The 14061-nt window shown below is 60.2% G+C and carries 11 protein-coding genes and 3 pseudogenes; 5 read left to right on the plus strand and 9 right to left on the minus strand.

All coding sequences use genetic code 11. The features are described 5' to 3' along the window. Positions 1-62: 62 nt before the first annotated feature. The 4 genes from C2U54_RS24960 to C2U54_RS24975 all read left to right on the plus strand — a co-directional run bounded on the left by C2U54_RS24960 (position 63) and on the right by C2U54_RS24975 (position 7250). Positions 63-2468, plus strand: coding sequence for a heavy metal translocating P-type ATPase (locus C2U54_RS24960; protein ID WP_034375348.1), 2406 nt, complete (start codon positions 63-65; stop codon positions 2466-2468). After that, positions 2465-3544: a signal peptidase II gene (gene lspA / locus C2U54_RS24965; RefSeq protein ID WP_075149163.1), complete on the plus strand. Its 1080-nt coding sequence runs from the start codon at positions 2465-2467 to the stop codon at positions 3542-3544. The genes C2U54_RS24960 and lspA overlap by 4 nt, the downstream gene beginning before the upstream one ends. Before the next feature lie 175 nt (positions 3545-3719). After that, on the plus strand, positions 3720-4280 hold the full coding sequence (locus C2U54_RS24970) for a recombinase family protein (RefSeq protein ID WP_001161490.1): 561 nt from the start codon (positions 3720-3722) through the stop codon (positions 4278-4280). A gap of 3 nt (positions 4281-4283) precedes the next feature. Further along, positions 4284-7250 carry a Tn3-like element TnAs1 family transposase gene (locus tag C2U54_RS24975; RefSeq protein ID WP_001138014.1) on the plus strand — a complete coding sequence of 989 codons (2967 nt, stop codon included), beginning with the start codon at positions 4284-4286 and terminating at the stop codon, positions 7248-7250. 138 nt (positions 7251-7388) lie between these two features. On the opposite strand, the pseudogene C2U54_RS24990 reads toward C2U54_RS24975, so the two are convergent. From C2U54_RS24990 to dfrA15, 9 genes and pseudogenes are all read right to left on the minus strand, one after another. Then, a pseudogene (locus C2U54_RS24990) lies at positions 7389-7655 on the minus strand (DDE-type integrase/transposase/recombinase); the annotation flags it as partial. Positions 7656-7709: 54 nt separating this feature from the next. Further along, positions 7710-7976, minus strand: a pseudogene (locus C2U54_RS24995) (DDE-type integrase/transposase/recombinase); the annotation flags it as partial. Positions 7977-8030: 54 nt separating this feature from the next. After that, on the minus strand, positions 8031-8795 hold the full coding sequence (locus C2U54_RS25000) for an IS6-like element IS6100 family transposase (protein ID WP_001389365.1): 765 nt from the start codon (positions 8793-8795) through the stop codon (positions 8031-8033). 117 nt (positions 8796-8912) lie between these two features. Next, a pseudogene (locus C2U54_RS27565) lies at positions 8913-8981 on the minus strand (EAL domain-containing protein); the annotation flags it as partial. Between the two features lie 320 nt (positions 8982-9301). Beyond that, positions 9302-9802 (minus strand): GNAT family N-acetyltransferase, encoded by a 501-nt coding sequence (locus C2U54_RS25010; RefSeq protein ID WP_000376623.1) that lies wholly within the window; start codon positions 9800-9802, stop codon positions 9302-9304. Positions 9803-9929: 127 nt separating this feature from the next. Further along, positions 9930-10769, minus strand: a complete 840-nt coding sequence (gene sul1, locus C2U54_RS25020) for a sulfonamide-resistant dihydropteroate synthase Sul1 (protein ID WP_000259031.1) — start codon at positions 10767-10769, stop codon at positions 9930-9932. After that, complete coding sequence (locus C2U54_RS25025) at positions 10763-11110, minus strand: quaternary ammonium compound efflux SMR transporter QacE delta 1 (protein ID WP_000679427.1); 348 nt, start codon at positions 11108-11110, stop codon at positions 10763-10765. The genes sul1 and C2U54_RS25025 overlap by 7 nt, the downstream gene beginning before the upstream one ends. Before the next feature lie 163 nt (positions 11111-11273). Then, positions 11274-12065, minus strand: a complete 792-nt coding sequence (aadA1, locus tag C2U54_RS25030) for an ANT(3'')-Ia family aminoglycoside nucleotidyltransferase AadA1 (RefSeq protein WP_001206316.1) — start codon at positions 12063-12065, stop codon at positions 11274-11276. A 101-nt stretch (positions 12066-12166) separates the two neighbouring features. Beyond that, positions 12167-12640 (minus strand): trimethoprim-resistant dihydrofolate reductase DfrA15, encoded by a 474-nt coding sequence (gene dfrA15 / locus C2U54_RS25035; RefSeq protein WP_001355915.1) that lies wholly within the window; start codon positions 12638-12640, stop codon positions 12167-12169. A 156-nt stretch (positions 12641-12796) separates the two neighbouring features. On the opposite strand from dfrA15, the gene intI1 reads away from it, so the two are divergent. Continuing rightward, the gene (intI1, locus tag C2U54_RS25040) at positions 12797-13810 is read left to right on the plus strand and encodes a class 1 integron integrase IntI1 (RefSeq protein WP_000845048.1); all 1014 of its coding nucleotides are present in this window, start codon (positions 12797-12799) and stop codon (positions 13808-13810) included. Positions 13811-14061: the final 251 nt, after the last annotated feature.

Consider the following 14061-nt stretch of genomic DNA (forward strand, 5'->3'; position numbering starts at 1 on the left):
GACTCTATAGTGACTATAGAGATTTTAATGGAGGCTGAATAGAAGATTTTCAGGAGTTACTCATGAGCGAATGCGCTTCAAAGGGGTGTGGCTGCACGACTGAGCCGATCATCCAACCCACGGCACCGGCCCCGCTGGCAACCGGATCGGCTCAAGCGGTGTACCGCATCGAGAACATGGATTGCCCGACCGAAGAGGCGCTGATCCGAAGCAAACTGGCCGGTCTGGCGGGGGTGGCGGGTCTTGAATTCAACCTGATGCAACGTACCTTGGCCGTGCGACACGAATTGCCTTCGTTGTCTCCCGTCGAGCAGGCGCTGAAGGCCATCGGCATGCAAGCTGTGCGCATGGATCAGGCGTCGGCCGAGCAGACGACCAAGCTGTCCATTGCCAAGATGGATTGCCCGACCGAAGAGACGTTGATCCGCAACAAGCTCGGCACCGTGGCCGGTGTTGCTGATCTCGATTTCAACCTGATGCAGCGCACGCTGTCGGTACGCCATGCGAACCAGGTTCTGCCAGACGTGCTCGTGGCACTGCAAGCGCTTGGATTCGAGGCGCAGGTCGTGGACACGGCAGAGGTCGCATCTCCATCCGCCGCCCCTGTGACCACGCCGACCAACTGGTGGCCGCTGGGCATCTCCTTGGTCACTGCATCGGCGGCCGAGGCGGTCTACTGGCTCCACAACGGCAATCACTGGTCGGTTGTCGTTCTGGCGCTTGTCGCGGTCTTCACGGGTGGCCTCTCCACCTACAAGAAGGGGTGGATTGCGCTCAAGAACCGTAATCTCAACATGAACGCCCTCATGTCGATTGCGGTCACGGGTGCCATGTTGATCGGCCACTGGCCCGAAGCGGCAATGGTGATGGTACTGTTCGCGCTGGCCGAGGTAATCGAAGCCAAATCGCTGGATCGCGCTCGTAACGCTATCCGTGGCCTGCTCGACCTGACCCCGGAACAGGCCACGGTACAGCAGGCTGACGGCACATGGCGCGAGGTGGGCGCCAAGCAAATCACCATCGGCGCCCGCGTCCGGGTCAAACCAGGTGAGCGCATCGCCCTTGATGGTGAGGTGCTGGAAGGCCGCTCTGCCGTCAACCAAGCCCCGATCACGGGTGAAAGCCTCCCGGTCGAAAAATCCCCCGGTGATTCGGTGTTCGCTGGCACGATCAACGAATCCGGCTCGTTCGAGTACCGCGTCACCGCCTTGGCCAACAACTCCACTTTGGCCCGGATCATTCACGCGGTAGAGGCTGCGCAAGGTAGTCGTGCGCCGACTCAGCGTTTTGTCGATCAGTTCGCCCGCTGGTACACCCCCGTTGTATTCGGCGTTGCCATCGCCGTCGCGTTGTTGCCGCCGCTGTTCATGGGTGCGGCATGGCTCGACTGGATCTACCGTGCATTGGTTCTGCTGGTGGTCGCCTGCCCGTGCGCACTGGTGATCTCTACACCGGTCAGCATCGTCAGCGGCCTGGCCGCCGCCGCCCGCCACGGCATTCTCATCAAAGGTGGCGTCTATCTGGAAGAAGGCCGCAAGCTGCGCTGGCTGGCTCTGGACAAGACCGGCACGATCACGCACGGCAAGCCCGCACAGACCGACTTTGTCACATGGGGCAATGCACTCGCCTCGGACAGCCGCAGCATCGCTGCCAGTCTGGCGGCCCGCTCGGACCATCCTGTATCCAAGGCGGTGGCACAGGCCGCGCAGACGGACGGGGTTGCCTTGCTCGACGTGGCCGAATTCAACGCGCTGCCCGGTCGGGGTGTGCAAGGCCAAATCAACGGTGCGACCTACCATCTGGGCAACCACCGGATGCTCGAAGAGCTGGGGCAGTGCACACCAGAGCTGGAGCAGCGCATCGCTGCGCTGGAAACCGCTGGCAAGACCGTCGTGATGTTGGTAGGCGCAAAGGCGGTACATGCCTTATTCGCCGTAGCGGACACCATCAAGGACAGCAGCAGGACCGCCATCGCCGAGCTGCACGCACTGGGCATCAACACCATGATGCTGACCGGCGACAACCCCCATACGGCACAGGCCATTGCCGCACAAGCCGGAATCGACCGTGCGCAAGGCAACCTACTCCCAGATGACAAATTGCGCGAAGTGGAGCAACTGGCCCGAAGCGGCAAGGTTGGCATGGTCGGTGATGGCATCAACGATGCCCCGGCCTTGGCGCGTGCGGACATCGGCTTTGCAATGGGAGCGGCTGGCACAGATACCGCAATCGAGACCGCCGACGTGGCCCTGATGGACGACAACCTGCGCAAGATTCCGACCTTCGTGCGCCTGTCGCGTGCGACGGCGCAGGTGCTGATGCAAAACATTGTGCTGGCCCTTGGCATCAAGGCAGTATTTCTGGTGCTGACCTTCACGGGTCAAGCGACCATGTGGATGGCGGTGTTTGCTGATATGGGGGCCAGCTTGCTCGTCGTTGGCAATGGCTTGAGGCTGTTGCGCAAATGAGCTGGAAATTCTTTCTCTACGACTGGGGTGGTCTGAACATCGCGTTGTTCCAAGCCATCAACATGAGCACACCTGCAGCGCTGGAACCGCTGGCATCGTTCTTCAACCTTGTGATAGGCAACTACTGGACTGCACCACTGATGCTCTTGGCGATGTGGGGATGGTCAAAGTCGGCACCTGACCCAACGCGGGCCGATGCCATCCGGTACAGACTCAGAGTCTTTAGCGTGGCCTTTGCGTTGGCATTTCTCGTCGCCACCATCTTGAAGCTATGGATCGACTTTCCACGCCCGCCTGCCGTTTTTGGCGACATGGTGCGCGTTATCGGGGGCATCGAACGACACTACAGCCTGCCCAGCGGGCATGCCACCTATGCCGCGCTGGTGGTCGGCGCGCTCTGGCCTTTGATAGGCCGTCGTGGCCGCATCGGCTTGGTGTTGTACGCCGCATTGGTCGGTTGGTCACGCATCGCAGCCGGAATGCACTTTCCTGCCGATGTGCTGGCGGGGTGGGTACTTGGATTGAGTTGCACGGCGCTCGCCGGGTGGCTGATGCCGCTGGCCGTCCCTGTGTGGCAATCGGCTCGCCGCACATCGACTTGGGTCTGGTTCGCAGTGGCCGCCAGTGCTGTCATGACCGATCAGCTCGCAAAGTTCGCCATCACCCGCACGTTTGCCTACGGTGAACAGGTCGAAGTCACGCCCTTCTTCAACTTCGTCCATGTCCTGAATCCCGGCGCGGCATTCAGCTTTCTGGCGAACGCTGGCGGCTGGCAACGTTACTTTTTCATCACGCTGGGCCTGGTCGTTTCTGCTTGGCTGGGACGCATGCTGTGCCAGCAATTGCCCCGTCTCGAAGCGATGGGATACAGCCTGATCCTCGGCGGTGCGCTGGGCAATGTCGCGGATCGTGTGCTGCGTGGACAGGTTGTTGATTTCCTTGACTTCCATTGGCGACTTGCGCACTGGCCCGCCTTCAACCTCGCTGATGTGGCGATAACTATCGGAGCGCTCTGCCTGTTCTTGACGGTTGTACCGAAAAGCAGTAAAGGCACAGAGGCCGAGGTGTCCGGTTAAGCTATACCCTAACTTGATGTCAGGCAGGGCCGCGCCGCTTCGTCAGAATAGAGTCTGCTTTCCCATTTTTTGACACATGCCCGCGAAGGTTATAGATTTCAGCCTGACAGAAATGGGCTTTGAGGCACAACGGAACAGAAAGTGCACTTAAGCCGCCTTCAACCAAGGAGACATCGTGCAGGGGCACCGCATCGGCTACGTCCGGGTCAGCAGCTTTGACCAGAACCCGGAACGCCAGCTGGAACAAACCCAGGTGAGCAAGGTGTTCACCGACAAGGCATCGGGCAAGGACACCCAGCGCCCCCAGCTCGAAGCGCTGCTGAGCTTCGTCCGCGAAGGCGATACAGTGGTGGTGCACAGCATGGATCGGCTGGCCCGCAACCTCGATGACCTGCGTCGCTTGGTACAGAAGCTGACTCAGCGCGGCGTGCGCATCGAGTTCCTGAAGGAGGGCCTGGTGTTCACTGGCGAGGACTCGCCGATGGCCAACCTGATGCTGTCGGTGATGGGGGCCTTCGCTGAGTTCGAGCGCGCCCTGATCCGCGAGCGGCAGCGTGAGGGCATCGCCTTGGCCAAGCAGCGTGGCGCGTACCGGGGCCGCAAGAAAGCCCTGTCCGATGAGCAGGCTGCTACCCTGCGGCAGCGAGCGACGGCCGGCGAGCCCAAGGCGCAGCTTGCCCGCGAGTTCAACATCAGCCGGGAAACCCTCTACCAGTACCTCCGCACGGACGACTGACACATGCCGCGTCGCTTGATCCTCTCGGCCACGGAGCGGGACACCCTGCTTGCGCTGCCGGAAAGCCAGGATGACCTGATCCGCTACTACACCTTCAACGACTCCGACCTGTCGCTGATCCGCCAGCGACGCGGCGACGCCAACCGCCTCGGCTTCGCCGTGCAGCTCTGCCTGCTGCGCTACCCCGGTTACGCGCTGGGAACCGACAGCGAGCTGCCCGAGCCGGTCATCCTGTGGGTGGCGAAGCAAGTCCAGGCCGAGCCGGCGAGCTGGGCAAAGTACGGCGAGCGCGACGTGACCCGTCGCGAGCATGCCCAGGAACTGCGCACCTACCTGCAACTGGCCCCGTTCGGCCTGTCCGACTTCCGCGCCCTGGTGCGCGAGCTAACCGAGCTGGCCCAGCAGACCGACAAAGGCTTGCTGCTGGCCGGTCAGGCCCTGGAGAGCCTACGGCAGAAACGACGCATCCTGCCGGCGCTGAGCGTGATTGACCGGGCCTGCTCGGAAGCCATTGCGCGAGCCAATCGGCGGGTCTACCGCGCCCTGGTCGAACCACTCACGGACTCGCATCGGGCCAAGCTGGACGAGCTGTTGAAGCTCAAGGCCGGCAGCAGCATCACCTGGTTGACCTGGCTGCGCCAGGCACCGCTGAAACCCAACTCTCGGCACATGCTGGAACACATCGAGCGGCTGAAGACATTTCAGTTGGTGGACTTGCCCGAAGGCCTGGGCCGGCACATCCACCAGAACCGCCTGCTCAAGCTGGCCCGCGAGGGTGGGCAGATGACGCCCAAAGACCTCGGTAAGTTCGAGCCGCAGCGCCGCTACGCGACCCTGGCCGCCGTGGTGCTGGAGAGCACCGCGACCGTGATCGATGAGCTGGTCGATCTGCATGACCGCATCCTGGTCAAGCTGTTCAGCGGCGCGAAGCACAAGCATCAGCAGCAGTTCCAGAAGCAGGGCAAGGCGATCAACGACAAGGTGCGCCTGTACTCCAGGATCGGCCAGGCGCTGCTGGAAGCGAAGGAAAGCGGCAGCGACCCCTATGCCGCCATCGAGGCGGTGATTCCCTGGGACGAGTTCACCGAGAGCGTCAGCGAGGCCGAGCTGCTGGCCCGGCCGGAAGGCTTCGACCACCTGCACCTGGTCGGCGAGAACTTCGCCACCCTGCGCCGTTACACGCCGGCCTTGCTGGAGGTGCTGGAACTGCGCGCCGCGCCGGCCGCGCAAGGCGTGCTGGCAGCCGTGCAGACCCTGCGTGAGATGAACGCCGACAACCTGCGCAAGGTGCCGGCCGATGCACCCACGGCCTTCATCAAGCCGCGCTGGAAGCCGCTGGTGATCACCCCGGAAGGCCTCGACCGGAAATTCTACGAAATCTGCGCCCTGTCCGAGCTGAAGAACGCCCTGCGCTCCGGCGACATCTGGGTCAAGGGCTCGCGGCAGTTCCGCGACTTCGACGACTACCTGCTGCCGGCCGAGAAGTTCGCCGCACTCAAGCGCGAGCAGGCCCTGCCCCTGGCGATCAACCCGAACAGCGACCAGTACCTGGAAGAGCGTTTGCAGCTGCTGGACGAGCAGTTGGCCACCGTCACCCGCCTGGCCAAGGACAACGAGCTGCCCGATGCCATCCTCACCGAGTCAGGGCTGAAAATCACCCCGCTGGATGCGGCGGTGCCGGATCGGGCGCAGGCGCTGATCGACCAAACCAGCCAGTTACTGCCGCGCATCAAGATCACCGAACTGCTGATGGACGTGGACGACTGGACGGGCTTCAGCCGCCACTTCACCCACTTGAAGGACGGGGCCGAGGCCAAAGACAGGACGTTGCTGCTGTCCGCAATCCTCGGTGATGCGATCAACCTCGGGCTGACCAAGATGGCCGAGTCGAGCCCCGGCCTGACCTACGCCAAGCTGTCCTGGCTGCAAGCCTGGCACATCCGCGACGAAACCTATTCGGCGGCCTTGGCCGAGCTGGTCAACCACCAGTATCGCCACGCCTTTGCCGCCCACTGGGGCGACGGCACGACCTCATCCTCCGATGGCCAGCGCTTCCGCGCGGGTGGCCGGGGCGAGAGCACCGGGCACGTCAACCCGAAGTACGGTAGCGAGCCGGGACGGCTGTTCTATACCCATATCTCCGACCAGTACGCGCCGTTCAGCACCCGCGTGGTGAATGTCGGCGTCCGCGATTCCACCTATGTGCTCGACGGCCTGCTGTACCACGAGTCCGACCTGCGGATCGAGGAGCACTACACCGACACGGCCGGCTTCACCGATCACGTCTTTGCCCTGATGCACCTGCTAGGCTTCCGCTTCGCGCCGCGCATCCGCGACCTCGGCGAAACCAAGCTGTACGTGCCGCAGGGCGTGCAAGCCTACCCGACGTTGCGCCCGCTGATCGGCGGCACCCTGAACATCAAGCACGTGCGTGCCCACTGGGACGACATCCTGCGCCTGGCCAGCTCGATCAAGCAGGGCACCGTCACCGCCTCGCTGATGCTGCGCAAGCTCGGCAGCTACCCGCGCCAGAACGGACTGGCCGTGGCCCTGCGCGAGCTGGGCCGGATCGAGCGCACGCTGTTCATCCTGGACTGGCTGCAAAGTGTTGAACTGCGCCGCCGCGTGCATGCCGGCCTGAACAAAGGTGAGGCGCGCAACTCGCTGGCCAGGGCGGTGTTCTTCAACCGCCTTGGGGAAATCAGGGATCGGAGCTTCGAGCAGCAGCGCTACCGGGCCAGCGGCCTCAACCTGGTGACGGCGGCTATCGTGCTGTGGAACACGGTGTACCTGGAACGCGCCACCCAGGGGTTGGTCGAGGCCGGCAAGCCGGTGGACGGCGAGCTGCTGCAATTCCTGTCGCCGCTGGGCTGGGAGCACATCAACCTAACCGGCGATTACGTCTGGCGGCAGAGCCGCAGACTGGAAGACGGGAAGTTTCGGCCCTTACGGATGCCCGGAAAACCTTAGCGTACGATTTTTTCCGAATTCTGCGGGCTCCCCGACTATGCTCAATACTCGTGTGCACCAAAGCGAGGTGAGCATGGCGACGGAGGCTCTGTTGCAAAGATTGGCGGCAGTCAGAGGTAGGCTGTCGCTCTGCGCCGATCAGGCGGCTGCTGCGAAATGGTGGTTGAGCATGCCCATGGCCTCCGTCAGCGCCGAGGGCCCAATGCCAAAAGCTCTCTCCACAAGGCGCACCTCGCCCCTGATGCCGGGCTGCAGGCACCAGGGGCGAGCCTGTCCTTTGCGCAGGGCTCGCATGACTTCGAATCCCTTGATCGTGGCATAGGCCGTGGGGATCGATTTGAAACCGCGCACCGGCTTGATCAGTATCTTGAGCTTTCCGTGATCGGCCTCGATCACGTTATTGAGGGCTCTGTTGCAAAGATTGGCGGCAGTCAGAGGTAGGCTGTCGCTCTGCGCCGATCAGGCGGCTGCTGCGAAATGGTGGTTGAGCATGCCCATGGCCTCCGTCAGCGCCGAGGGCCCAATGCCAAAAGCTCTCTCCACAAGGCGCACCTCGCCCCTGATGCCGGGCTGCAGGCACCAGGGGCGAGCCTGTCCTTTGCGCAGGGCTCGCATGACTTCGAATCCCTTGATCGTGGCATAGGCCGTGGGGATCGATTTGAAACCGCGCACCGGCTTGATCAGTATCTTGAGCTTTCCGTGATCGGCCTCGATCACGTTATTGAGGGCTCTGTTGCAAAGATTGGCGGCAGTCAGAGGTAGGCTGTCGCTCTGCGCCGATCAGGCGGCTGCTGCGAAATGGTGGTTGAGCATGCCCATGGCCTCCGTCAGCGCCGAGGGCCCAATGCCAAAAGCTCTCTCCACAAGGCGCACCTCGCCCCTGATGCCGGGCTGCAGGCACCAGGGGCGAGCCTGTCCTTTGCGCAGGGCTCGCATGACTTCGAATCCCTTGATCGTGGCATAGGCCGTGGGGATCGATTTGAAACCGCGCACCGGCTTGATCAGTATCTTGAGCTTTCCGTGATCGGCCTCGATCACGTTATTGAGATACTTCACCTGCCGGTGGGCCGTCTCCCGGTCCAGCTTTCCTTCGCGCTTCAATTCGGTGATCGCTGCACCATAGCTCGGCGCTTTGTCGGTATTGAGCGTGGCAGGCTTTTCCCAGTGCTTCAGGCCTCGCAGGGCCTTGCCCAGGAACCGCTTCGCTGCCTTGGCGCTGCGGGTCGGCGACAGGTAGAAATCGATCGTGTCGCCCCGCTTGTCGACTGCCCGGTACAGGTAGGTCCACTTGCCCCGCACCTTGACGTAGGTTTCATCCAGGCGCCAGCTCGGATCAAAGCCACGCCGCCAGAACCAGCGCAGCCGCTTCTCCATCTCCGGGGCGTAGCACTGGACCCAGCGATAGATCGTCGTATGGTCGACCGAAATGCCGCGTTCCGCCAGCATTTCCTCAAGGTCGCGATAGCTGATCGGATAGCGACAATACCAGCGCACCGCCCACAGGATCACATCACCCTGGAAATGGCGCCACTTGAAATCCGTCATCGTTCCGTCCGTCCAATCTCCGCCAAGCATGCTCAAGCTTCACGATTTTTGCAACAGAGCCCACACGAGTATTGAGCATAGTCGAGATTGGTGCAGATCACTTCTGATATTGAACTGTCAGGAGCTGGCTGCACAACAGCCATTACGCCCAATCAACTGGTGCAGTCGTCTTCTGAAAATGACATTTGGTATCTCTCATAAACGGATGTTTTTGAGAGAACTATCTTCGGCCTTCACACGCACGAAAGGCGGCGAAGCTCCGCCGTTAATCCGTCCGCCGGAGATCTCGCCCAGGCAGGCTGAAGGCCGAGCAAGCCTGACAGGCCCGAAAAGCCCGGCACGGGCGTCGGCGGCGATGACGGCGGCGGCATTATCCAGGGTTGATGATGGAAGTGGAGGATATCGACAACCTCTCGCGCAACCAAGACATCGCGGTCGGACTGCAAGTGATCTTGAAGCCACGGGCCCGTCCCACCCCGACATGGACCTCGATGCCCGAACGGACGTTAGATTTCGAGTTCTAGGCGTTCTGCGATGAAGGTTGGATCCCAGCCGGGATTGAAAGTGTCGACGTGGGTGAATCCGAGCCGCTCGTATAGGCCACGCAGGTTCGGGTGGCAGTCGAGCCGCAGCTTGGCGCACCCCTGCGTTCGCGCGGCATGGCGGCAAGCCTCGATCAGCGCGGAGCTGACACCCCGGCCCGCATGTGTCCGTCGCACCGCGAGCTTGTGCAGATATGCGGCCTCCCCCTTGAGGGCGTCGGGCCAGAACTCGGGATCCTCGGCCGACAAGGTGCAACAGCCGACGATGCCGTCGCTGCAACTCGCGACTAGGAGCTCGGATCTCAGGACGAAGGTCTCCGCGAATGTCCGGTCGATCCGCGCGACGTCCCAGGCGGGCGTTCCCTTGGCGGACATCCACGCCGCAGCGTCGTGCATCAGCCGCACAACCTCGTCGATATCACCCGAGCAGGCGACCCGAACGTTCGGAGGCTCCTCGCTGTCCATTCGCTCCCCTGGCGCGGTATGAACCGCCGCCTCATAGTGCAGTTTGATCCTGACGAGCCCAGCATGTCTGCGCCCACCTTCGCGGAACCTGACCAGGGTCCGCTAGCGGGCGGCCGGAAGGTGAATGCTAGGCATGATCTAACCCTCGGTCTCTGGCGTCGCGACTGCGAAATTTCGCGAGGGTTTCCGAGAAGGTGATTGCGCTTCGCAGATCTCCAGGCGCGTGGGTGCGGACGTAGTCAGCGCCATTGCCGATCGCGTGAAGTTCCGCCGCAAGGCTCGCTGGACCCAGATCCTTTACAGGAAGGCCAACGGTGGCGCCCAAGAAGGATTTCCGCGACACCGAGACCAATAGCGGAAGCCCCAACGCCGACTTCAGCTTTTGAAGGTTCGACAGCACGTGCAGCGATGTTTCCGGTGCGGGGCTCAAGAAAAATCCCATCCCCGGATCGAGGATGAGCCGGTCGGCAGCGACCCCGCTCCGTCGCAAGGCGGAAACCCGCGCCTCGAAGAACCGCACAATCTCGTCGAGCGCGTCTTCGGGTCGAAGGTGACCGGTGCGGGTGGCGATGCCATCCCGCTGCGCTGAGTGCATAACCACCAGCCTGCAGTCCGCCTCAGCAATATCGGGATAGAGCGCAGGGTCAGGAAATCCTTGGATATCGTTCAGGTAACCCACGCCGCGCTTGAGCGCATAGCGCTGGGTTTCCGGTTGGAAGCTGTCGATTGAAACACGGTGCATCTGATCGGACAGGGCGTCTAAGAGCGGCGCAATACGTCTGATCTCATCGGCCGGCGATACAGGCCTCGCGTCCGGATGGCTGGCGGCCGGTCCGACATCCACGACGTCTGATCCGACTCGCAGCATTTCGATCGCCGCGGTGACAGCGCCGGCGGGGTCTAGCCGCCGGCTCTCATCGAAGAAGGAGTCCTCGGTGAGATTCAGAATGCCGAACACCGTCACCATGGCGTCGGCCTCCGCAGCGACTTCCACGATGGGGATCGGGCGAGCAAAAAGGCAGCAATTATGAGCCCCATACCTACAAAGCCCCACGCATCAAGCTTTTGCCCATGAAGCAACCAGGCAATGGCTGTAATTATGACGACGCCGAGTCCCGACCAGACTGCATAAGCAACACCGACAGGGATGGATTTCAGAACCAGAGAAAGAAAATAAAATGCGATGCCATAACCGATTATGACAACGGCGGAAGGGGCAAGCTTAGTAAAGCCCTCGCTAGATTTTAATGCGGATGTTGCGATTACTTCGCCAACTATTGCGATAACAAGAAAAAGCCAGCCTTTCATGATATATCTCCCAATTTGTGTAGGGCTTATTATGCACGCTTAAAAATAATAAAAGCAGACTTGACCTGATAGTTTGGCTGTGAGCAATTATGTGCTTAGTGCATCTAACGCTTGAGTTAAGCCGCGCCGCGAAGCGGCGTCGGCTTGAACGAATTGTTAGACATTATTTGCCGACTACCTTGGTGATCTCGCCTTTCACGTAGTGAACAAATTCTTCCAACTGATCTGCGCGGGAGGCCAAGCGATCTTCTTCTTGTCCAAGATAAGCCTGTCTAGCTTCAAGTATGACGGGCTGATACTGGGCCGGCAGGCGCTCCATTGCCCAGTCGGCAGCGACATCCTTCGGCGCGATTTTGCCGGTTACTGCGCTGTACCAAATGCGGGACAACGTAAGCACTACATTTCGCTCATCGCCAGCCCAGTCGGGCGGCGAGTTCCATAGCGTTAAGGTTTCATTTAGCGCCTCAAATAGATCCTGTTCAGGAACCGGATCAAAGAGTTCCTCCGCCGCTGGACCTACCAAGGCAACGCTATGTTCTCTTGCTTTTGTCAGCAAGATAGCCAGATCAATGTCGATCGTGGCTGGCTCGAAGATACCTGCAAGAATGTCATTGCGCTGCCATTCTCCAAATTGCAGTTCGCGCTTAGCTGGATAACGCCACGGAATGATGTCGTCGTGCACAACAATGGTGACTTCTACAGCGCGGAGAATCTCGCTCTCTCCAGGGGAAGCCGAAGTTTCCAAAAGGTCGTTGATCAAAGCTCGCCGCGTTGTTTCATCAAGCCTTACGGTCACCGTAACCAGCAAATCAATATCACTGTGTGGCTTCAGGCCGCCATCCACTGCGGAGCCGTACAAATGTACGGCCAGCAACGTCGGTTCGAGATGGCGCTCGATGACGCCAACTACCTCTGATAGTTGAGTCGATACTTCGGCGATCACCGCTTCCCTCATGATGTTTAACGCCTGGCACAGCTGCCGACAAAATTGGCGCTTGTTTTGCCGGCTTTTTGGCAAAACAAGTGACACTTTTGGCGGTCAGTTGCTGCCACTTGTTAACCCTTTTGCCAGATTTGGTAACTATAATTTATGTTAGACACGAAGTCTTGGCTAAAAACTGGCCTAAAACTACTGGGGATTTCTGGAAAATAGACATCACCTTCTGGCTCAATGTCGATTGTTGAAATATGTAAAGTATCAACTTTATCGATCAGGCTTTTGTATATTTCACCACCACCAGACACAATCACATGATCCGTTATCGTCTTCAGATGATTTAGCGCTTCATCGATAGATGGAAATACCAATACATTCTCATCACTGGAAGTGAAGCTTGAACGAGTTACAACGGCATATTTTCGGTTGGGTAAAGCCCCCATTGACTCGAAAGTCTTTCGGCCTACCAAAAGCCACTGATTATAGGTAATCGCTTTGAAGAGTAATTGTTCCCCTTTGGCACTCCATGGAATATCTGGGCCATTTCCGATAACTCCATTCTTCGAAATTGCTGCCATTAGTGATAGTTTCACGATACTTCCTTAGGGGTTAACTTTGTTTTAGGGCGACTGCCCTGCTGCGTAACATCGTTGCTGCTCCATAACATCAAACATCGACCCACGGCGTAACGCGCTTGCTGCTTGGATGCCCGAGGCATAGACTGTACAAAAAAACAGTCATAACAAGCCATGAAAACCGCCACTGCGCCGTTACCACCGCTGCGTTCGGTCAAGGTTCTGGACCAGTTGCGTGAGCGCATACGCTACTTGCATTACAGTTTACGAACCGAACAGGCTTATGTCCACTGGGTTCGTGCCTTCATCCGTTTCCACGGTGTGCGTCACCCGGCAACCTTGGGCAGCAGCGAAGTCGAGGCATTTCTGTCCTGGCTGGCGAACGAGCGCAAGGTTTCGGTCTCCACGCATCGTCAGGCATTGGCGGCCTTGCTGTTCTTCTACGGCAAGGTGCTGTGCACGGATCTGCCCTGGCTTCAGGAGATCGGAAGACCTCGGCCGTCGCGGCGCTTGCCGGTGGTGCTGACCCCGGATGAAGTGGTTCGCATCCTCGGTTTTCTGGAAGGCGAGCATCGTTTGTTCGCCCAGCTTCTGTATGGAACGGGCATGCGGATCAGTGAGGGTTTGCAACTGCGGGTCAAGGATCTGGATTTCGATCACGGCACGATCATCGTGCGGGAGGGCAAGGGCTCCAAGGATCGGGCCTTGATGTTACCCGAGAGCTTGGCACCCAGCCTGCGCGAGCAGCTGTCGCGTGCACGGGCATGGTGGCTGAAGGACCAGGCCGAGGGCCGCAGCGGCGTTGCGCTTCCCGACGCCCTTGAGCGGAAGTATCCGCGCGCCGGGCATTCCTGGCCGTGGTTCTGGGTTTTTGCGCAGCACACGCATTCGACCGATCCACGGAGCGGTGTCGTGCGTCGCCATCACATGTATGACCAGACCTTTCAGCGCGCCTTCAAACGTGCCGTAGAACAAGCAGGCATCACGAAGCCCGCCACACCGCACACCCTCCGCCACTCGTTCGCGACGGCCTTGCTCCGCAGCGGTTACGACATTCGAACCGTGCAGGATCTGCTCGGCCATTCCGACGTCTCTACGACGATGATTTACACGCATGTGCTGAAAGTTGGCGGTGCCGGAGTGCGCTCACCGCTTGATGCGCTGCCGCCCCTCACTAGTGAGAGGTAGGGCAGCGCAAGTCAATCCTGGCGGATTCACTACCCCTGCGCGAAGGCCATCGGTGCCGCATCGAACGGCCGGTTGCGGAAAGTCCTCCCTGCGTCCGCTGATGGCCGGCAGCAGCCCGTCGTTGCCTGATGGATCCAACCCCTCCGCTGCTATAGTGCAGTCGGCTTCTGACGTTCAGTGCAGCCGTCTTCTGAAAACGACACCATGTGCAAACGATGTCAGAATAGAGTTAAATTTCCTATTGATTGACA

It is taken from the genome of Leclercia sp. LSNIH1, from assembly GCF_002902985.1.
Taxonomy (GTDB): domain Bacteria; phylum Pseudomonadota; class Gammaproteobacteria; order Enterobacterales; family Enterobacteriaceae; genus Enterobacter.